The sequence below is a fragment of the Nitratiruptor sp. YY08-26 genome, assembly GCF_016593215.1.
Lineage (GTDB): Bacteria > Campylobacterota > Campylobacteria > Campylobacterales > Nitratiruptoraceae > Nitratiruptor > Nitratiruptor tergarcus.
The window spans coordinates 420,345-440,817 of the sequence record NZ_AP023063.1 but is presented as its reverse complement, the minus strand read 5'-3'; the positions used below and the strand labels follow the sequence as shown (position 1 = coordinate 440,817).

Here is a 20,473-nt window from a genome sequence, read left to right as displayed (position 1 = left end):
GTAGCCCTCAAAAAAGGAGTAAGAATGAAACTGGCACTTGAGGGCTGCCTAAGGCATCTAAAAGATGCCTTAGAAAGAGTAATTGACAAAAATCCTTGTATTGGTAAAATTATCTTTATTAATATCATCATCAACATCACTATAAATGAGATCTAAACTTAAATTATCATTGAACGCATAGCTGATATAGCCATCAAACTCCGTTGAATCAACATTGTTTTTATCTGTTAAATTTAAATACCCTGCACCAAAAGTTAGTCCATCCACTCCAAAAGAGCCTAAATCAAGTTCAGCATTTACATACCAAGCATCTGCATCTACTCCCCCCTCAGCTAGAGTCAATACTTCGGCTGAAGTAAAAAATGGACCTCCACCAAAACCATTATCCGCTGCATTGTCATTGCTTTTATTGTAAGCAACTCCCAATGTAAAGCCTTTATATCCTGCACTAGCACTTACACCATAAATAGAAGCTGAGTCTGCACTTTTGTAGTTTTGATACGCATACTGCAATCCTATTGCATATGAAACCCCGTTTGCTTCACCCTCATAATTTGCATCAGCATAGAAAATCTTGTCAATCGTAAAGTTGTTTAGGTAGTAATACCACGCTGAAAGAGCCAATCCTTCAATTCCTTCATACGTAATACTTGCAACCTGTACTCCATCATCACCATTTAAATCTTCAAAGCTTGAAGGATTGGGCGCATCAACACCAGCCCATCGTTGCACCTGCCCTATAATAATTGTAGTATCAGGCAGATCTTTATTGATTAAAAGAGCCGCTTCAAAGGTATTTGGAACCATTCCAATATCATCCGTATCGGCAAACGGCGTATCAATCTCTTGTCGTCCAACTTTTAATGTAGTATTACCAAACTCCCCTAAAATATAGGCTTCTCCCAAAATTGAGTAGGATTTATTGTCTGCATCAAAAAAGCCAAATCCTTCAGCCCCATCATTGATATGCCCAACAACATTTGTTGTATAAAAACTAGCTCCCGCACTTACTCCTTTAAAAGAGTTTGTTTCAACATGAAGTTTTCCACCTAAAGACATATCACTATTTGAGTCATCGTCATATTGATATCCAAGTCTGATATATCCGTTAACAGTTTTTATAAATTCATTTTTTAAAGAGCTCCCTTCATCTGCATATATCGTAACACCTAACATCATTATAGTGGTTGCACTAAGTACAATTTTTTTCATCTTCCTTCCTTTCAAAAATTTTATATCTGAAATTTTAATTCACATAATCTTGATTAATTCTTAAAATGATAATTGATATCATTTTAAGATTTTACTAAATTTTTCTATTTTGCTTTTTAAATCATTTTTACTATGTTTACTATATACTGTAGGAATTTTTCTCTTTTGTGCCTCTTTTTTAAAAACTTCCATTTTGTTGTGCGAGAGATAATCTGTTATAAAAACAACCATATCAATATTACTTGGAATTTTTCTTTTATAAAAATTTTTCTTTCTACAGTCAAAATGAATCACTTTCGTTGCACCAACTTCAAAAAGAGTAGATTTTATTTGTTGAACTTTATCTGCACCTATTACTAATACTCCCATAGTGTTCCTCTCTATGTTTTAATAATGAGATTCATTTTCATTAAAAGTTTAAGAAAAAAATGCTTAACCCAGACTTAATATGATAATGATTATCAATTTATGAATAGTTCTTTTATACTTAAGAACGATGGTATAGCATTTTATTTTGCTTCATTGACAAGAGCAATATTGTTGAGTTCATACTTTTTTAAAATATCTAATAATTTCACAATCCTCTCATAACGGACATCTTTATCAATTCTCACAAAAACCGGCTGTTTTTTATCTGCTACCCTTGCAAGAGACCCATCCAGCTCTTTAAAAGAGACTTTTTTACCTCCTAATGCAAGCTCAGTTGAAGATAGCTCAATTGTGATTTTCTCTTTTTCTATTGTTTTAGCTGATGATTTACTACTTGGCAAATTAAGCAGTAGTGCCAACTCATCTTTTTTAAAAACGGTGCTAACTAGAAAAAATACCAATAACAAAAAAACTACATCAATAAGCGGCGTCATATCGGGAGTTATCTGCTCTCTTCGCTTCATAGCAACTCTTTTTTATAAAGAGATGGCAAGATATCACTTGTAATAGCAACTTCCAATCCATCAAGCATGCTAACAAGATAGTTATATCCCACAACATGGGGAATGGCTACAATAAGTCCAGCTACTGTGGTTATAAGAGCCATAGATATACCACCGGCAAATGTTGATGGATCGCCCAATCCACTTTTAGATATTGCTTCAAAAGCAAGCAAGACCCCGATAACCGTTCCAAGCAGTCCAAGCAAAGGTGCAATAGAGGCAATTATTTTAATTGTTCCTAATCCTCTTTCAAGATAGTAAAGCCTTTTGGCAATCTCATCTTTGATAAGCTCCATCACGATATGCTCATCATGAAGCGGGATTTTTTTAGCTTGAATGTAATCAATAACTTCTTGCAAAATCACGGATTTTTTCCGTTTTGCTATAAGAATCTGGATAAACTTTAGAAACATAATTGTGTATCCTATGATATTGAGGGCGATTAAAATATATACTATCACGCCACCTTTTTCTATATAATCCATCAAATGCATACTCTTCCTTTCATTTTATTACATATTTAATAGGAACAACGATATCTAAATGATCTACGCCGAGCTCTTTTGGTATAGGCTTAAACTTTCCAATTTTTTGCAATGTCTTGATTGCTCCATTATTTAGTCTTTTATATTTTGATGGTTTGAGGATATTTACATTGGTTATCCTCCCATCTGCTAATATTGTAAAACTTACAACCACTACGCCTTGCTGTTTTAGCCTTTTTGCAATTTTAGGATAATATTTTTTTGCTTCAATTTTAGCTTTTACTAAACTCATATAGTTTGCTTTTACTCTATTTTTCAAAATGGTATTATCTCGTTTTGGTTCTGTTTTTGGTACTCTATTTTCATTCTTTTGAATGTTTTTTATCATTTTTTGATGTTCGTTAGATTTTCGCTTTTTAGATAGTTGAGGCTTAGAGTTTGATTGAGGTTTAGGCTTAATTTTTTGCTTTCGTATAAGCTTTTTTTGGGACTTAGGTTTTGGTGTATGTTTATATTTATGGCTTAGCTTTGGTCTTGGCTTAGATTTAGGTTTAGGTTTTAGCTTTGGTTTTGGTTTGATTTTTGGTTTGGGAGATAATTGAGTACTTTGTTTATATTGAATATTTCTTATAGATTTATACCTTGGCTTTTGGATAGTAATTTTATATAGCTTTAGTTGTTGAATCTCTGTTTTTTTCTCCTTTTTTGATAAAAGCGTAGTTTTGGAAAATAGAAAAACCCCATGAATGAGTAATACTACGATAAATATTATAAATTTTATATTCTTGGAGACTTCCAATATCTACCTAATTTTACGAAAATCGTTTTTTATATTCAGTAATAAAATAGATACTGTGAATTTTTGAATGCATATGTATCCATCTATTTAACTTTTTAAATATTTGCAATAGAAATTTCATTAACCACTCCTTCTTTTTCAAATTACAACTCGATAATGAAATTTATTTTCAAAAAAGTTTACACAAGGTATCCTTAGTTACAACTTAAAATGATAACGATTATCGTTTTAAGTTCTCTTTAACATCTATTTATATACGATTTTGATAGTCGTTATCATAAAGGAAGGCGATGGACATAGATACCTGTCTTAAAAAGAGAGGATTAAAAGGGAAAAAGATTAAAGAAGCAATTATTGAAATATTAAATAACTCTTCACAACCTTTAACAGCCGAAGAGATTCTTGCACGTATTGAAGAGTTTCCTATAAGAAAACCTACACTCAATACTATCTACCGTTCCTTAAGAGTTTTAATGGAGTGTCAAATTATAAAAAGTGTCACTATCGAAAATAGAAAAGTTTTTACAATAAAAATGTATAAATATGAAGTTTGCTATATATGTGGAGAAATTATACATTTTGAAGAACTAAAAAACAAACCTGAGTGTTCATCTGAAAATAAACCTAATGGAATAGTGATTTATGCAATATGTAAATTTTGCGATAGACAAAATGCAATTATTTTACAAGGAGAAAAAAATGATGCACAAGAAAGATGAAATGCAAACACATGGCAGCTATTTACCTGAAAAGATAATAAATTTGCTGCTATTACTATTTACAACAATAATAGTTTATAGCTATCTCATATTTTCTCTTGATGAGAAAAATATAATGAGGGCTTTAAATCAATGGTTTGCATACATATTTTAAAGATTGGGAGGAAGATATGAAAATGAAAATTAAGAACATCGGATTCTCTGTAGCTCTAGCAACAATGCTTTTACAGGCTGAAGATATAAATTTGGGTGAAGTGACTGTCACAACAGCAACCAAAACAGAAAAAAATATAGAAGGTGTAAGCGCTTCAGTTATTGTAATTGACGAAAAGACAATAGAAAAAATGGGTGCTTCTACATTAGGTGATGTTATATCAAAAACTCCTGGACTAATAAGACAGTATGGAACGTTTCCTTCGGCTTCAAGCAAATCAAAATCCTCTATTTCAATTAGAGGAATGGGCGCAACTGGAACACTTTTTTTAATAGATGGCCAAAGAATAGCAGGAGAAGTTAAAAATCCTTACGATCTTGATCGAATTCCAGCTTCAATTATTGAGCGAATTGAGATTGTAAAAGGACCAATGAGCACTCTGTATGGCGCAGATGCTGTTGGAGGGGTTATCAATATTATCACCAAACAGCCAAAAGATAAATTCCAAGGCTCTATGGGTATTCAAAGCGGTTCAAATACAAAAGGCAAGGGAAGAAACAGTAATGCCTATTTTAATATGAGAGGAAAAAAGGATAAATTAAAATATAGTTTTTATGTAGATGCTTCCCACTCAACACCTTATACTCAAAGAGAAATAGCTCATGTTTTAGTTCCTAAACCTGGAAATCCAAATGAAAAAGTTCCACCCTCTCAACATCCTAAATTTGCTGGTAAAGCTAAAGACACTTACGCTACAGATGTAACTTATCGTGAAAAAGCTGATGTTTTTAACATAGGAACTAAATTTGGATATGAAATTTCGGATACATTAAACACAGGTTTGGCTTTTTCATATATGGATGAAAAAAGATGGGGAACATATATCGGATATTTTCATCCATCAGGATATAAAAATAATCAAGGAAAACCAATTCCAGCATTCAATGTACCAGTAAATTCAAAAGATCATAATACAAGAAGAAATATTTCTGGGTATTTAAAGTGGAGTGCAAGTGATGATCTTTCTCTAAAATTAAAGATTTACAATAACTACTATGAGAAAAGAAATACTACAACTATGAAGCATTGGAAAGATTTTGGTTATAACAGCGAGGCTGAATCTGCTGCAAACGGAATGAATGCTAATGTTGACATTACTTCTTATGAGCTTTTGGGCAATTATGCTCTAAATGATGCACATCTTTTAACTTTTGGAACTGAATATAGAGACGAAGAAAGAGAGGCAACCGTTTTTGATTCTACTCCAAATATGGGGAAAAAAGAGGTTGATTATAAAGCCATCTATTTACAAGATGAGTGGGAAGTTAGCGATACTCTTAATGTAATTGCTGGAGCAAGATATGATGCTATAAGCAACGCAGACAATAAAGCTACCTTTAGATTAGGAGCAGTAAAAAATTTTTCAAAACTATTTAACCTAAGAGTAAATTTCGCACAAGGCTACAGAACTCCTGATATCAGAGAGCTCTATATCAACAAACAAACCCCAATGGGACTCATTCAAGGAGCAGAAGTTGTCGGATACAATCTAAAGCCAGAATTTACCAACTCTTATGAGATTAGTGCAAGTGGGGCAAAAGAGCGCTTTAGTTATGAAATAGCTTTTTTCCTTAATAAAATTGATGATCGCATACAAAAAGTTGCAGGGAGCAAACCTGGCACTTACACTTTTGTTAATATAAGTGATGCTGAAACAAAAGGGTTAGAACTAACTCTTGATTACAATTTTGGAAATGGATTAAATTCTGAACTTACTTGGAATGAATTAAGAACAAAAGACAAAAGAACTGGGAAAGATTTGGAATTTAATCCAGATAGAGTTGTTGCTTTAAAGTTTGATTACATTTTTTCTAAAAACTTTAATATGAACATAATAGCAACCTATACAGGAGAACAGCACTATACAAAAATGACACCAAAAGGAAAAGTTGAATTGACAACTAATCCTTATACATTGGTAGATCTTACGGCATCTTATAAATTTGCTCAAAATTATGAACTTTTTGGTGGAGTAAACAATCTTTTTGATGAAGATGTAGATGATGTTCTAGGCTCAACTGTTGGAACTTATATCTATGCAGGCTTAAGAGTAAATTTTTAGCAAAATATTTTAAGGTTATAATCAACTTAATTATATATAATTTTGAAATCTATTATCATAATCATAATCTAAAGGATTGGCATGAAAAAACTATTACTGCTGCTTTTGATGTTCTTGACATTTTCAATAGCATCAGAGAAACTTGAAAAAATCGTCATAGCAGGACCATCTGCAAATGTCTCACATCCAATCTTTCATATAATTGAAAGCGGCGCATTGAAAAAGTATGCAAAAAAGATCGAGTTTCGCCTTTGGAAAAACCCTGATCAGCTAAGAGCGATGATTATCAATAAAGAGGTAGATTTTGTAGCAGTGCCAACGAACGTGGCCTCAATTTTGTATAACAAAAAGCAACCAATTCAGCTCTTAAATGTTTCCATTTGGGGGATTTTGCATATTTTAGTTAGAGATAAAAATATAAATACCCTTGAAAAGCTAAAGGGAAAATCGCTTCTTGTTCCTTGGAGAGGCGATATGCCGGATATTGTTCTTAGAGCCATTATGAAACAGAAGAAATTAAGCTCTAAAGATATTCATCTTATCTATGTATCCAATCCAATGGATGCAGCTAGCCAGCTTATCATGAGACGACAAGACAATGCCCTCCTGCCAGAGCCTGCAACATCGATGGTACTTAGAAAAACACACTCTTTTCCTATAAGTATCGTTGCTCCAGAGCTTTATAGAGGGATTGATTTGCAACAAGAGTGGGCAAAAGCTTTTCATACAAAACCTAAAATCCCACAAGCCGGTATGGCAGTTGTAGGAAAAATGAGAGAAAACAAAAAAATCGTTGAAGCTTTTGAAAAAGCATACATTGAAGCTATGCAGTGGTATAAAAGCCATCCAAAAGAGGCAGGAAAACTTGTTGTAAAATATGTAAAAATGTTTACACCAGAGGCTGTGGCAGACTCCATTAGCCATGTAAAAATGGAAGTTGTTAAAGCAAAAGAAGCAAAAAAAGATATTGAATTTTTCTTTGAAAAACTAAAAGAGCAAAGTCCAAAAATCATAGGCGGAAAACTTCCTGATGAGGAGTTTTACTACTGATGGATGCTCTTAAAAAAATTATCAAAGATTTTCCCAAATTTTTATGGAGCGGCTGGGGCTCCATAGCTGCTATTTTTCTCTTTATTGCAGCCTGGGATGTGGGCAATCAAATTTATGGGGATATGATTTTGCCCTCCCCTTTGCAAAGCTTTCAAAGTGTTTTAGAGCTGTTTCAAGACAAAGAGTTTTTAGACAATCTTTCTATTACGATTAATAGAGTCATTGTTGGATTTGGACTCTCTCTTTCAATTGGAACGCTCCTTGGCTTAATTGCCGGTTTTTTTATTACAGCCTCCGTTGCAAGCCGTCCAATTATTACCATTTTGATGGGAATGCCTCCGATTGCCTGGATCGTTTTGGCGATGATTTGGTTTGGTATGGGAGATATGACGGTTGAATTTACTGTATTTGTAGCATCCATGCCAATAGTCTTTATCGGAGCTTTGCAAGGAACAAGAACCTTAGAAGATAAATTTGAAGAGATGGCAGATACTTTTAAAGTGCCAAAGTTGATGAAATTTACCGATATTTATCTGCCCCACATCTTCTCTTACATCTTTCCAGCTTGGGTAAGCGCTCTTGGAATGGCTTGGAAGATCGTTGTAATGGCAGAGCTTTTGGCTACAAGCGATGGAATCGGCGCGGCTTTGGCGATGGCTAGAAGTCAGCTTGATACCAAAACAGCTCTTGCACTTGTTGTCATTATGATTGCTCTTTTAATGATTGTGGAGTATATCTTTTTAGAACCTATTAAAAAAGAAGTAGAAAAATGGCGCGATTGAAGGTAGAGCATCTAACATTCTCTTTTGGATATAAAACAATCCTTGAGGATATCAGTTTTGAAATAGATGAAGGAGAAGTTGTCTCAGTTGTAGGGCCAAGTGGTGGAGGAAAAACAACGCTTCTTAGGCTATGTGCGGGTCTACTGGATAGACAGGAAGGAACGATTGAAAATAGCTTTAAAACCCAGGCAATCGCCTTTCAAGATGCAAGACTGCTTCCATGGAAAAATGTACTTGATAATATCGCTTTTGGTCTCAAAGCTCAAGGAGTTTCTAAAAAAGAGCGTATCAAAAGAGCAAAAGAGATTGCTTTGAAATTTGATTTAGAAGAGGATGATTTTGAAAAGTTTCCAAAAGAGCTAAGTGGTGGAATGAGTCAAAGAGTCTCATTCGCTAGAGCCCTTGTCACAAAGCCAGAGCTTCTTTTTTTAGATGAGCCCTTTTCTGCTTTGGATATTGGTCTCAAAAGAGAGCTACAAAACCATTTGATTGAATTAATTGACAAAAAAGCAATTACTATTTTTTTCATAACACACGACTTAATGGAAGCAGTGAAACTGAGCGATAAGATTTTTGTACTTGAGCCAGATCCCGGCAGAATCGTTAAAACTTTCTCAATTGATATTCCACAAAGCAAAAGAGACGATAGCTATGTTTACAGCGAAACTGCAAAGCTGTTACAAGATCCTTATATTATAGAAACGTTTGAACTGGAGTAAATATGGCAGCTACAAAACATTATGAATCCTATCCCAAAGGAGCTTTTCCTACCTATCTTGCCTACGGTTTTCGCCCAGCCTTTTTGCTGATGCCTCCTTATATGATTCTTTCAATTCTTCTTTGGGTGCTTTATTACAATGGTTATATTGCTTTACCATTTATTGGTGATGGCATGAGCTGGCATATCTACGAGATGCTTTTTGGAGTAGGATTTTTAGGAATGGCTGCCTTTATTTTAACAGGAGCACCTGAACTTTTTCCAGGAACCGTTCCAATTGTTGGAAAAGAGTTAGCCGCTCTTTTTGGATTTTGGATAGTAGGTAGAATTGCCTTTTGGCTGATGGGAGTTCTTGGAGTATATCCGGCAGCGATTATTAACATAATCCTCTTTGCCTGGCTTACCCTTTTGGTTATCAAGCCAATCTTCAAAGACCCTGCTAAACGCCACGTCAGCATCGCCTATACCTTTATAGCTGTGCAAGTTGCACAAATTTGGTTTTTTTTAAGTGTTGCAGGAGTTGTAAAAACAGATCCTTTAGATGTTTTAAAGCTCAGCCTTGGCCTATTTTTAATTCTTATTATTCTTGCGATTCGCAGAGTAAACACAGAAGCTGTCAATGAGATTTTAGAGCATGAAGGATATGAAGAGATCTTTTTTGCAAGACCTCCGGCATATAACTTAACAATTTTTATGATTGCTCTTTTTAGCGCACTTGAATTTTTCTTTCCGCAAAACAGAGCATTAGGCTGGGTGGCTTTAGGCACAGCAAGTGCAGCTTTGGCAATTTTGAATGATTTTATCAATTATGAAGAGACAAATATTTTATTTAAAAAGCTCATTTTCTCATTAGAGCTCGTTCCAGTTTTGATTGCAGTTGGTTACGGACTTATTGGCTATAACTACCTAAGTGGAATGAAACTTTTTAACGGAGATCTTCTGCATATGCTTACAACCGGCGCTTGGACACTTTCGTTTTATGTGGTTATGATTGTTGTTACGATTGTTCATACTGGAAGAGATATTGCTAAAACAAGAGACAATTTTATCTGTTTGGGAACAATCTCTATCGTTATCGCGGCACTGCTTAGGACAGCTGTTGCCTTTTACCCCGAGCATTCTCAAATACTCTACGAACTCTCTGCAGTTATTTGGACACTGCCTTTTGTTATTTATATGATACGATATTTTAAATGGTTAATTACTCCACGAGCAGACGGACTGCCGGGATAAATTCAAAAGTTCTTTTAAAAATATCTATTCAAGAGAAGACCAATTTTTTTGATGAAAGAGAGCTTTAGAAGAAGTAGATAAAAAACCTGAGATGAATGCACACAATGAGTGATTCGATAGGACTATTCATGGACACTTTATCGATTATTATATAAAATACCCTGTCATTCACTTAATCTTAAATCTCCGATACAATATCTTCTTGAAAATAAATCATAATGAGTGCCAAATGAATTGGACTTATACAAAAGATTGACAGAAATAAGTAATTACAATATAATTACCAAATAGCTGCTGATATGATTATATTCAGAATAAGGAGAAAAATATGGCTACATTGATCAAAATAGGTAATTCAAAAGGAATTAGAATACCCCAACCAATTATTAAACAAGCAAATCTAGAAAATGCAGAAATAGAATTTGTAGTAACAAAAGAGGGACTGCTATTAAAACCTATTAAACAAAAAAATAGATTAAACTGGAAAGAGAATATTGAAGAGGTTTTAGCCAAAAACAAAGATAAAAAAGATAAAGGTATTGTAGAAGAGTTTTTAAATGAAACATTTGAAGATTGGGAATGGTAATGAAAGTCTCAAGATTTGAGATTTATCTTGTAAAACTTGATCCAACCGTTGGTTTTGAAATTCAAAAAACAAGACCTTGTATTATAGTTTCGCCAGATGAAATAAATGTTTTAAGAACCGTTATAATAGCTCCCCTAACTAGCAAAGGATTTGAATTCATTTTCCGGCCAAAAATAAAATTCCAAAATAAAGAAGGGTTAGTGTTATTAGATCAAATAAGAACAGTTGATAAAAGTAGACTTGTGAAAAAAGTTGGGAAAGTTGACCAAACAAAAGCAAAAGAGATTGCAGATACTTTAGTTGAAATGTTTAGTTATTGAAATACTTTTGATTTTTGTTGTTAATTTGGCAAATATACAATAAAAATAAGTTTTATGAGACCGTTCGTAACGTTGTATTATCGATAGTTGATAAGGTACATTTGAACATATCAGAAAAATTATGCAAACAACTAAAGCCCAGTGGCTTATCGATATTACAATACCAAAATACCACACTCTTCTCTTAATTTTAAATCTCCGGTACAATACCTCCTTGAAAATTATAATGAGTGCCATATGTATTGGACTTATACAAACTCTTGACAAGCAAAAATTTTTTGCTTATAATTCTACTCACAAATCAAACGCGAAGCTTCTAAACTTCGATATTCCGGATTAGCTCAGCGGTAGAGCAACCGGCTGTTAACCGGTTGGTCGCAGGTTCGAATCCTGCATCCGGAGCCACTTATTTCTTATTAATCTCCATTTTTATAAACATCCGTCACAAAATTAATTGTTATACTCTGTATCTTATATATTTCTATTCAAAAATCATTCTATTTGATTTTATCTCAAATGAAAAAATAAAATTTATAATAATTTTGCAAACTCAGTAGCATCGATCTCTTGCATTATTTCATCGGTTAGTATAAGGGCTTTGACGATCTTTTGATAGTGGCGGATATCTTCAAACCGAAGCGTTCTACCATGGCGGTCTTTGAGCCACTTCTGGGCAGGCTGATAGCCTCCGATATAAAACTCCCAGGCTTTAAGGGGTATTTGACCAAAGTATTGAGTGTCATTTATCCAGATACGCCCGATGCCTTTCTCTTTGTCTGTGATCTCGAAATCCTTTTTAACAATTTTTCTAGTGATGGTGTTGTTTCTGTCACCTGCAATGTTAAAATACACCACAGACGCAAGATGAAAATGTACCATCCATGAGATGAGGAAATATAAGAGAATATAATCGCTTCCAAAAATATTTGGAGGCAATAGTGATTACATACGAGGAGTTTGTGATGGTACATACACTTTACAGACAAGGATACAGCATAAGAGCTATTGCAAGGATGACGGGACTTGATAGAAGAACCGTATCCAAAAGACTCAAAGAGGATAAGCTTCTGCCAAGAAAACCGAGAGTTTACAAATCGAAGCTCGATCCATACAAAGAGTATATAAAAAAGAGAATAGCTCAAGGGTTGCCGGATAAAATTCCTTCAACGGTAATATACCGGGAGATTACAGCAAAAGGGTATGAGGGGAAGATAAGAATATTGCAGGCGTTTATGAGCGGGCTTTATAAAGAGCATATGAGCGTAAAAGAGGAAGAGGTAGTGCGATTTGAGACAGATCCGGGCGAGCAGGCGCAAGCTGACTGGACGGTGATACGAAGAGAAGAGGGAAGAATCCCATTTATGCCTTTGCGATGATTTTGGGCTATAGCAGATACGCATTTATCTGCTTTACAGACAATATGCGCTTTGATAGTTTTATAGATTGTCATAAAAAGGCTTTCGCCTTCTTTGGGGGAGTGCCTAGAACCATTCTTTACGACAACCTCAAAAGCGTGGTGATAGAGCATAACGCTTACGGGAATGCAAAACACAGATTTAATGAGAGGTTTTTGGATTTTTCCAAAGAGTATGGATTTATTCCAAAACTTTGTAAACCCTACAGGGCAAAAACAAAAGGGAAGGTAGAGAGAGTTATAGGCTATATGAAAGGAAACTTCTATATTCCTTTGAAAGCAAGACTCAAAAACTCTTCGCTTGTTATAGATACAAAGCTTCTTAACAGCCAGATATTTCAGTGGCTTGAAATTGTTCATAATAGAGTGCACGCAACAACGAAGCAAAAACCAAAAGAGCTCTTTATAAAAGAGCAAAAAGTTCTGCTGCCGCTAATAATTTTAGCCAAGCCAAAAAGCTTGCATAACAAAAAAGAATATGACAATTGCATAGATAAAAAGCTTTCCTTGTCAAATAAAAAGTATAAAAACAGCATAAACATACATAATACAGCTAAGAGTTCTTTAGAGGAGTATGATGCGCTTTTGGGAGTTTGCCATGCATAAAGAGATACACAGTATAAATGAACAGATACAAGAGTATGCTGCGCTTTTTAAACTTCCTGCCATTAAAGAGAGCTTTTCATCCATAGCGCAAGAAGCAGCTAAAAAGAATCTTTCATACAGCCACTTTTTGCTTGAGCTTTTTAGATATGAACATCAAAAGAAGATAGAGCGTTCAAAAGCAACAACACTGAAAATGGCAGGCTTTCCAAAAGTAAAGACCATAGAGATGTTTGATTTCTCATCTTCTGCGGTAGATAGAAATATTATTAATGAACTTTCTACTTTAAGATTTATAGAGAATGCCGAAAATATCCTGCTTATTGGACCAAGCGGTGTTGGGAAAACCCACATGGCCATAGCTTTGGGATATCTTGCTACACAAGCAAGAATAAAAACAAAATTCATCACTGCAGCAGATCTGCTTTTACAACTTGAGATTGCGCAGCAGACCAACAGGTTGCAGCACTATTTCAAAAAGGTTATCAATACGGTAAAACTCTTGATTATCGATGAATTTGGCTATATCAAGCTCAATGAAAACCAGGCCAATCTCTTTTTCCAGGTTATCAATAAACGGTATGAAATAGGATCAATTATCATTACAAGCAATCTATCTTTTACAAAATTCAAGGAGGTGCTCAACAATGATGAAGCGTTAACTACAGCAATACTTGATAGGCTTATTCACCATAGCCATATACTCAATATCCAAGGTGAAAGCTACAGGCTTAAGCAAAAAAGAAAAGCTGGTGTCCTTATTACTGGACTCGATAACAATTTTTAGTTTCAAAGTGGTACATTTTCACTTCGCATCTTGGTACATTTTTAGGTTGCACTTGACAGTTTCCATCGATAGGATATGTAATAATAGGAGGAGAGAGCTCTTTGGATTCGAGCAGATGTATTTGTCGCAATCTGCTGCCAAGCTCTACTAGTCTCCAAAATAGTTTTTTATTGTCTGGATATGGCACTCTTGGAAAATCGGATTTAAGAAATTCTGCGTATTTTTGGCGATAGCTGGGGCTATGAAGCACAGCGTATATGTAGTCAAGCAAATCGATTGGGGCGAAGGTGTTTGGCTCTTCACTCTTTTCGGGTACAAAATGAAGTCCGAGGCTTTTTTCTATGTTTGAGAGAATTTCCTTGTTGAGGTTTGGTGAGCGTTGTTTGCTTAAGGAGGATTCTTCAGGATATCTATAAATTGGTAACAATATTACTCCCCCTCTTCTAAAATAATTCAAATCAACAATTTTTGAAGTAACACTTACAGTATCATAAAACTCTCGATTTGCCTCTTCTCCTTGTCTGCTAATAAGAAGCCCTATATTCTCTCCGACCAGCATATGGCGCATTACTTTTTCACGACCTCGTTCAATGAAATTTTCTGTATCATAGTAGATATATCTATCATCAAATGGCCGATAAGATATAGGGTAAATAAACTTTTCATTGAAAGACGCTCGTTTTTTCACTTCAGCAATTTTCCAGCTTTTATTCTCTTTTAGCTTCAATATATTCTTCAGATAGTTTTCATCATGCTCGAAAAAGGTTTTTATTTTCTCAATAAGCTCTTTTTTGTTCTCTGCTATTACAAGGCTATCTCTTGATGTAACAATGCCCACAGAATTGACTGGAAACAGTTCATTGAGTGCAAATCCCAGCTGATACTTCGCCATCGCCTCTTCATCTTTGGGCATGAAGTAATACTGAGGAGCTTTTGGTTTTAGCTCCGTATAATCTACCGAGGCGACGCTATGGGAGTCGAGATAGTCGTATTTGCTTTTGCGAAGCCCATAGAGTTCGTGGTGATAGACTTTCGCCAATTTTCCTTTGGGCTTTTTGCCCATTTTAACGAAGATATTGATACTTACGCCCTGTTTGATGTCAAAGACGTTTTCATCTTTTCCGCCGTCGGGAGCCCGCTCTTTCTTATTAGCATTCCCATGGAGATCGAGGACATAGATCTCATCGAAGGTTTGCAATAGATTGTAGCGCATCCCACGAAAGGTTGGATTGTCAAGATAGCCATGAGGATTAATGTATGCTAAGATCCCTTCTCCGTTACGCTCAATGTAGTACTGACCATAACGGATAAATTTTACATAGTCATCATTGAGCCATTTAGGATTTTTCTCTCGTAGTCTGCCACCTCCAGGCTCTTGCTTGTAATCTTCGAGCAGTTTAGCGATCCATTCGCCTTTATTGGCCGAATGCCCTGAATAGGGAGGATTGCCTAATACTACCATTACAGGTGTATCCCGCTTAACCTTGTTGGCTTCCTCAGCTTCTCTTGCCAGCCAAGTGGCAAAAAGCGTTCCAGTATCTGGATGGTAGGCTTCGAGAGAGTTGGTCAAAAAAATACGCAATCGCTGGTAGCTTTCGGCATTATAGCCCGTTTCACTTAACAAAAGCTCCATCTTTAAATGTGCCATCGCATAAGAGGCCATCAGTATCTCAAAGCCATTGAGACGGGGAATGAGATGATCTTTTACATATTCGCTCCAAATACCCTGCATCCCTTCAAAATTTCGATAAATTTGCTTGAGGATATCTGCAAGAAAGGTACCTGTTCCGGCTGCCGGATCGAGTATCTGTACTTTATGTATCTCCTTTTCTATCCGTTTGTACCCATCAGCATAACGTCTGTCTCCACCCTGAGAGGATTTGATTTTGATTGTGATTTTACTAGTGTCGACAAGGCCATCGGAGAGATTGAATTTGCTCTTGAGCAGATGATCTACCGATCGAACGATAAAGCCTACCACAGGCTCAGGAGTGTACCAGACACCTCTACTCTTTTTAAGCTTCTTGTCATAATGGCCGAGAAAAGTTTCATAGAAGTGCAGCATCGGATCGGTCTGCGCCGTTGCTGTTCCAAATCCTTTAAGAAGTGATTTTACATCAGTTGCTCTGAAAATATCAGCTAGATCATCTACAATCCAGCGAATACGGTCATCTATATCGGGACCAGCAATATATCCAAAAAGGGAGCGCAAAAAGGGGTTCGATTTTGGAATGAGCTCGGCGGCTTCTTGACGGCTAAAATCCTCCAAAGTAGGATCGTGAAGTCTGGCGGCAAACATTCCATAAGCGATTGTCTGGGCATAGATATCAGCGAACTCTTTTGGTCCGATATCGTGGATGAGTATTTTACGAAAAGCTTCAAGCTGCTCTTTGAGTGTGGAGTTGGCTTCGGTTTTTTCATCGCTTTGAAGTGCACTGGCAATCACATTAGCAAGAAGCCTCGCTTTGATCGCCATCATTTCAGAGAGCTTTTTAGAGGATTTTATCGTTTGGCCCCGATATATGCAAAAGTTTCGTATCAAAGTAGCAAATTTTTCTAAGTTTTCTTTAATAGGTACTATTTTTTTGTTTTCAATATCTCCTATATTGACGCGAGCCTTCTCCTCTCCAAGTCGATAAAAGCGAAATTGTAAATAGTCTGTGATTATAAGATTATCCAAAGATTGGCGATATCGATCAAATTGCTCCTGCAAACTTTTATCGTCAAGATCTTTGCCAATATCCTTGGCTTCTATGTATCCAACTGGGATACTCTTTTTTGTAACGATAAAATCGGGAGCCCCACAAGCTTGACGCTTAGGTTCGTTTGTGATTGTGAGATCGGGACAGAAATGAGCAATAAGATTTTGTAAATCCACTCTGTAACTATGTTCGGTAGAAATACCAGTAGCATAACGTTTTGCGACAGATTCAATATAGCTTTGAATAGCATACAAATTTTTCATAATTCTCTATCTAATATTAATATAAATTTATCAAATTATAATTGATAGATGATAAGAAAGGCTTGAAAGTAAGAATTTTAAAATAAACTGTTCTATGAATTGTTCTATTTCCAGAAATAAAAATACTTTTACTATGTTATAAGCTGTATGAATTCAAAGTAAAAAATTTTTACAAACTTATATGACACAAATATTTCTTTTGTTGTTGGTCAAACACTCTAATAAAAAATCAACATGGTAACCTCGGGAATCATTTATTATTGGACATAGTACAGATTTGATTTTTTATTTTTTGTGAAAATATATGAGTGTATTACTTATACGAATTTCTCCCAATAGAAAAAAATCTATTCTCTTCTAAGCTTTTTTTAACTAAGATATCCCATATAATCATGAAAGGAGTTTTTATGCAGTTATCCACTGAAGGTCTTTTGACACAACTTGGCTATCACCCAGATGATAGCAACATTCGCCAACTAGAAGCTATTCAAAAAGCTACTCCTGGTTTTGAGCAGATACAAAAGCATATTGTTGCACTCAATGATCATCTCAAAAACTATGGTGGTTTTGTTGCAATGTCAAACTCCCATCCCTACTTCAAAATAAAAATTGAAGCCACTGAGCCTTCAGCAATCGAAGTAGCAAAAAACGAGATATCCAAATGGGCAGACAAATATAATGTTAAGCTTCAAAAAGTTGAAAACAAAGAGACCTACTATATTTTGGGCGTAGAAAAATAATCATCTCTTCGCATCAGCTAAAACTAAAGCAAAGAGCGGGTTTGCACCTGCTCTTTTTACTACACTGTAAGCTTCTTTGAGAGTAGTACCAGTTGTAACTACATCATCAACTAAAATAATATCTTCTTTTTTGCCCTTGTAAATAAAATTTCTAGGATTACTGAGGCGAAATGCAAGAGATTTACCTGCATAGCTTACACTGTTACTTGCCCATAAGGTATTACGACATAGTTGAAGATTTTTGCTCTTCATACTGTGAGCTAAAATTGCTGTATGGGAATAGCCATGCTGAGAGATTTTATCATCGATTGCAACAATTCCTGCATCCAAATGAAACTCTATAGCAAATTTACGTAAAGAGTTGTTAGCTAAGATCTTATAAATATAACTTCCAATATAGTGATATTTTGTATATAAGAGCTCTTCTATCTCAGAATAATCGTAAAAGCTATACACAAAAAAGTTGTCAATTAGCTCTCTTTTTCTCAGAATTGGTTGCAACAGCTCTTTTTGGCACTTTTTACAAATATGTAAAAGCGAGAATCTCTCACACACTAAACATCTCACACTATCTCCTCAATGAGTTCTGCAGCCTCTTCTATCATAGAATATAAGAGTTGCTCAATTTTTTTCTCATAATCTATTGGCATAATATGGAGCGCCCTATTAATAGCAATTTTTTTAATAAACAGTCTATTTTTTTGAGATAGTTTTACTTCAAGCAGCAGTTTACCAAAAAGATTATTTCCACTTTTTTGAGGAAAATATACAATACGCACTTTTTGAATTTTCAAATGAATAGCGTATGTCGCAAGCTTTTTGTTTTTTGTTTGAGAAAGTTTTGCTTTAAGAAGCGCTCCAATACTTTTATCGATTTTGATAGGTATTTTTTTGTTTTTATCGACAATATACCCAAGTAGAGGAGTAATCTGCTCTTCAATTACAATGTGCAAAGATGTATTGGAAACAGGAGTCACTTGCGGGGAGAGCTCCACGCTTTTGTAACTACATCCAAGGAGGAGCAGTGCTACAAAAGCGAAGAGGCGCATTAATCAATCTTCAAGACACTCAAAAAGGCTTCTTGTGGAAGTTGCACTTTACCTATTGCTTTCATACGTTTCTTCCCAGCTTTTTGCTTTTCAAGAAGCTTTCGTTTACGTGTAATATCACCACCATAACATTTTGCAGTAACATTTTTGCGCATTGCGCTCACAGTCTCTCTCGCAATTATCTTATTACCAATACTTGCTTGAATAGCTACTTCAAAGAGCTGCCTTGGCACGAGTTCTTTCATCTTTTTGACAAGCTCTCGTCCTTTGTATTGTGCTTTATCCCTTGGAACAATAATAGATAGAGCATCTACTACTTCGCCTGATACGCGAATATCAAGTTTTACAAGATCCCCCTCCTTGTAGCCACTTGGTTCATAATCAAAACTCGCATACCCTTTCGTAACAGTTTTGAGCTTATCATAAAAATCCATAACAATCTCATTCATCGGGATCTCATACTCAAGCATCACACGATCTTCAGTGATATAATCCATCTTTTGCTGCACACCTCGCTTCTCACTGAGGAGGTTAAGCACATTACCCAAAAACTCTGTTGGAGTAATGATGGTCGCTTTCACATAGGGCTCATAGATTGTATCGATCTCTTGGGGAGGTGGAAGCTCACTGGGGTTTTGAATAGCGATTTCTGTACCATCTGTCTTTTTGACTCTATATGTAACAGTAGGAGCAGTTGCAATGAGTTCTAAACCAAACTCTCGCTCTAATCGCTCTTTGACTACCTCCATATGAAGCAGCCCCAAAAATCCTACGCGAAAGCCAAATCCAAGAGCTGCTGAAGTCTCCGGCTCATAGGTAATGGCTGCATCATTGAGTTTGAGTTTATCAAGCGCTTCACGCAAATCTTCAAATCTATCGGTATCGATTGGGTATAGTCCAGCAAAGACAAAGGGTTTTGCCTCTTCAAACCCTTCAATAGGCTCAGCTGTAGGGTTTTTAGCATCTGTAATAGTATCTCCAACCTGCACATCACCGATGTTTTTAAGTCCCATAACAACAATGCCAATCTCACCGGTTTTTATAGCATCTGTTTTTTGGGGAGAGAGGGGATGAGGATACATGAGATCTAATACCTCATGTTGCTTGCCTGTACCCATGACAAGCACCTCTTGTCCTTTTTTAATCTCCCCATCAAAGACGCGCACCAGTGCAAGAGCTCCCAAATAACTATCAAACCAACTATCATAGATGAGCGCTTTTATGGGTGCTTTTGGATCTCCCTTTGGAGCTGGAATACGCTCTACAATAGCTTCAAGAAGCTCTTCTATGCCAATCCCTGTCTTTGCACTCACTTCAATTGCATCTGTACAATCAAGACCAATAGTATTTTCAATATCCTCTTTGACTCTATCAGGCTCCGCCGCTGGCAGGTCAATTTTATTAATGACAGGAATAAGCTCAAGATCGTTTTCCAAAGCGATATAGACATTGGCAATTGTTTGTGCTTCTACTCCCTGGCTTGCATCCACTACAAGGAGTGCTCCCTCACTTGAAGCCAAAGATCTACTCACTTCGTAGCTAAAATCCACGTGTCCAGGCGTATCGATGAGATTGAGAATATACTCTTTGCCATCTTTTGCCTTGTAACGAAGCCGCACACTTTGGGCTTTAATAGTAATACCCCGCTCTTTTTCTATATCCATCGTATCCATCACCTGCTCACTCATCTTGCGATCTTCAATCGCTCCACAGGTCTGGATAAGCCTATCGGCAAGTGTACTTTTTCCGTGATCGATATGTGCAATGATGGAGAAGTTTCTAATATTTTCCATAGTAACCTTT

22 protein-coding genes and 1 tRNA gene are annotated in these 20,473 nt (G+C 35.8%); 13 read left to right on the top strand and 10 right to left on the bottom strand.

What is annotated here, in order from left to right:
• Nucleotides 1-69: 69 nt before the first annotated feature.
• From JG738_RS02505 to JG738_RS02485, 5 genes are all read right to left on the bottom strand, one after another.
• Nucleotides 70-1,212: an OprD family outer membrane porin gene (locus JG738_RS02505; RefSeq protein WP_201338183.1), complete on the bottom strand. Its 1,143-nt coding sequence runs from the start codon at nt 1,210-1,212 to the stop codon at nt 70-72.
• Between the two features lie 78 nt (nt 1,213-1,290).
• Nucleotides 1,291-1,581, bottom strand: a complete 291-nt coding sequence (locus JG738_RS02500; protein ID WP_201338181.1) for a DUF2325 domain-containing protein — start codon at nt 1,579-1,581, stop codon at nt 1,291-1,293.
• Between the two features lie 140 nt (nt 1,582-1,721).
• Nucleotides 1,722-2,105 carry a biopolymer transporter ExbD gene (locus tag JG738_RS02495; protein ID WP_201332794.1) on the bottom strand — a complete coding sequence of 128 codons (384 nt, stop codon included), beginning with the start codon at nt 2,103-2,105 and terminating at the stop codon, nt 1,722-1,724.
• The gene (locus tag JG738_RS02490; RefSeq protein ID WP_201338179.1) at nt 2,102-2,638 is read right to left on the bottom strand and encodes a MotA/TolQ/ExbB proton channel family protein; all 537 of its coding nucleotides are present in this window, start codon (nt 2,636-2,638) and stop codon (nt 2,102-2,104) included. Before JG738_RS02490 ends, JG738_RS02495 begins: the two co-directional genes overlap by 4 nt.
• Nucleotides 2,639-2,648: 10 nt before the next feature.
• The gene (locus JG738_RS02485; RefSeq protein ID WP_201338177.1) at nt 2,649-3,017 is read right to left on the bottom strand and encodes an energy transducer TonB; all 369 of its coding nucleotides are present in this window, start codon (nt 3,015-3,017) and stop codon (nt 2,649-2,651) included.
• 701 nt (nt 3,018-3,718) lie between these two features.
• Between JG738_RS02485 and JG738_RS02480 the strand changes: the two genes are divergently transcribed.
• From JG738_RS02480 to JG738_RS02440, 9 genes are all read left to right on the top strand, one after another.
• Nucleotides 3,719-4,147 (top strand): transcriptional repressor, encoded by a 429-nt coding sequence (locus JG738_RS02480; RefSeq protein ID WP_201338175.1) that lies wholly within the window; start codon nt 3,719-3,721, stop codon nt 4,145-4,147.
• Nucleotides 4,148-4,317: 170 nt separating this feature from the next.
• Nucleotides 4,318-6,423 carry a TonB-dependent siderophore receptor gene (locus JG738_RS02475; protein ID WP_201338173.1) on the top strand — a complete coding sequence of 702 codons (2,106 nt, stop codon included), beginning with the start codon at nt 4,318-4,320 and terminating at the stop codon, nt 6,421-6,423.
• Between the two features lie 81 nt (nt 6,424-6,504).
• Nucleotides 6,505-7,473: an ABC transporter substrate-binding protein gene (locus JG738_RS02470; RefSeq protein ID WP_201338170.1), complete on the top strand. Its 969-nt coding sequence runs from the start codon at nt 6,505-6,507 to the stop codon at nt 7,471-7,473.
• Nucleotides 7,473-8,255 carry an ABC transporter permease gene (locus JG738_RS02465; protein ID WP_199200619.1) on the top strand — a complete coding sequence of 261 codons (783 nt, stop codon included), beginning with the start codon at nt 7,473-7,475 and terminating at the stop codon, nt 8,253-8,255. The genes JG738_RS02470 and JG738_RS02465 overlap by 1 nt, the downstream gene beginning before the upstream one ends.
• Nucleotides 8,243-8,974 carry an ABC transporter ATP-binding protein gene (locus JG738_RS02460; protein WP_201338168.1) on the top strand — a complete coding sequence of 244 codons (732 nt, stop codon included), beginning with the start codon at nt 8,243-8,245 and terminating at the stop codon, nt 8,972-8,974. The genes JG738_RS02465 and JG738_RS02460 overlap by 13 nt, the downstream gene beginning before the upstream one ends.
• A 2-nt stretch (nt 8,975-8,976) precedes the next feature.
• Nucleotides 8,977-10,206: an NnrS family protein gene (locus tag JG738_RS02455; protein ID WP_201338167.1), complete on the top strand. Its 1,230-nt coding sequence runs from the start codon at nt 8,977-8,979 to the stop codon at nt 10,204-10,206.
• A 328-nt stretch (nt 10,207-10,534) separates the two neighbouring features.
• Nucleotides 10,535-10,792 carry an AbrB/MazE/SpoVT family DNA-binding domain-containing protein gene (locus JG738_RS02450; protein WP_201338165.1) on the top strand — a complete coding sequence of 86 codons (258 nt, stop codon included), beginning with the start codon at nt 10,535-10,537 and terminating at the stop codon, nt 10,790-10,792.
• Entirely contained in the window at nt 10,786-11,112 is a 327-nt protein-coding gene (locus JG738_RS02445; RefSeq protein WP_370583663.1) for a type II toxin-antitoxin system PemK/MazF family toxin, read from the top strand. The genes JG738_RS02450 and JG738_RS02445 overlap by 7 nt, the downstream gene beginning before the upstream one ends.
• Nucleotides 11,113-11,442: 330 nt before the next feature.
• Nucleotides 11,443-11,517: transfer RNA gene (locus JG738_RS02440), tRNA-Asn, on the top strand.
• A 126-nt stretch (nt 11,518-11,643) separates the two neighbouring features.
• Here JG738_RS02440 and JG738_RS02435 read toward each other — a convergent pair.
• Complete coding sequence (locus tag JG738_RS02435; RefSeq protein WP_201338162.1) at nt 11,644-11,964, bottom strand: type ISP restriction/modification enzyme; 321 nt, start codon at nt 11,962-11,964, stop codon at nt 11,644-11,646.
• Nucleotides 11,965-12,038: 74 nt separating this feature from the next.
• Here JG738_RS02435 and JG738_RS02430 point away from each other — a divergent pair, with 74 nt between their 5' ends.
• The 3 genes from JG738_RS02430 to istB are packed head-to-tail and all read left to right on the top strand — an operon-like array spanning nt 12,039 to nt 13,916.
• Nucleotides 12,039-12,488 carry a transposase gene (locus JG738_RS02430; RefSeq protein ID WP_201338505.1) on the top strand — a complete coding sequence of 150 codons (450 nt, stop codon included), beginning with the start codon at nt 12,039-12,041 and terminating at the stop codon, nt 12,486-12,488.
• Complete coding sequence (istA, locus tag JG738_RS02425) at nt 12,485-13,132, top strand: IS21 family transposase (protein WP_201340470.1); 648 nt, start codon at nt 12,485-12,487, stop codon at nt 13,130-13,132. Before JG738_RS02430 ends, istA begins: the two co-directional genes overlap by 4 nt.
• Nucleotides 13,104-13,916 (top strand): IS21-like element helper ATPase IstB, encoded by an 813-nt coding sequence (gene istB, locus JG738_RS02420; protein ID WP_370583672.1) that lies wholly within the window; start codon nt 13,104-13,106, stop codon nt 13,914-13,916. The genes istA and istB overlap by 29 nt, the downstream gene beginning before the upstream one ends.
• On the opposite strand, the gene JG738_RS02415 is transcribed toward istB, so the two are convergent.
• The gene (locus JG738_RS02415; protein WP_201338158.1) at nt 13,891-16,881 is read right to left on the bottom strand and encodes a type ISP restriction/modification enzyme; all 2,991 of its coding nucleotides are present in this window, start codon (nt 16,879-16,881) and stop codon (nt 13,891-13,893) included. The two genes, istB and JG738_RS02415, sit on opposite strands and share 26 nt — an antisense overlap.
• Nucleotides 16,882-17,288: 407 nt before the next feature.
• Between JG738_RS02415 and JG738_RS02410 the strand changes: the two genes are divergently transcribed.
• A complete protein-coding gene (locus JG738_RS02410; protein WP_201338156.1) occupies nt 17,289-17,621 on the top strand; it encodes a hypothetical protein in 333 nt (110 codons plus the stop codon).
• On the opposite strand, the gene JG738_RS02405 is transcribed toward JG738_RS02410, so the two are convergent.
• Genes JG738_RS02405 through lepA form a run of 3 tightly spaced genes read right to left on the bottom strand, consistent with a single transcriptional unit; the run spans nt 17,622 to nt 20,463 of the window.
• Entirely contained in the window at nt 17,622-18,188 is a 567-nt protein-coding gene (locus JG738_RS02405; protein WP_201338154.1) for a ComF family protein, read from the bottom strand. It abuts the gene before it with no gap.
• Nucleotides 18,185-18,670: a hypothetical protein gene (locus tag JG738_RS02400; protein WP_201338152.1), complete on the bottom strand. Its 486-nt coding sequence runs from the start codon at nt 18,668-18,670 to the stop codon at nt 18,185-18,187. Before JG738_RS02400 ends, JG738_RS02405 begins: the two co-directional genes overlap by 4 nt.
• Nucleotides 18,670-20,463, bottom strand: a complete 1,794-nt coding sequence (lepA, locus tag JG738_RS02395; protein WP_201338150.1) for a translation elongation factor 4 — start codon at nt 20,461-20,463, stop codon at nt 18,670-18,672. Before lepA ends, JG738_RS02400 begins: the two co-directional genes overlap by 1 nt.
• Between the last annotated feature and the right edge of the window lie 10 nt (nt 20,464-20,473).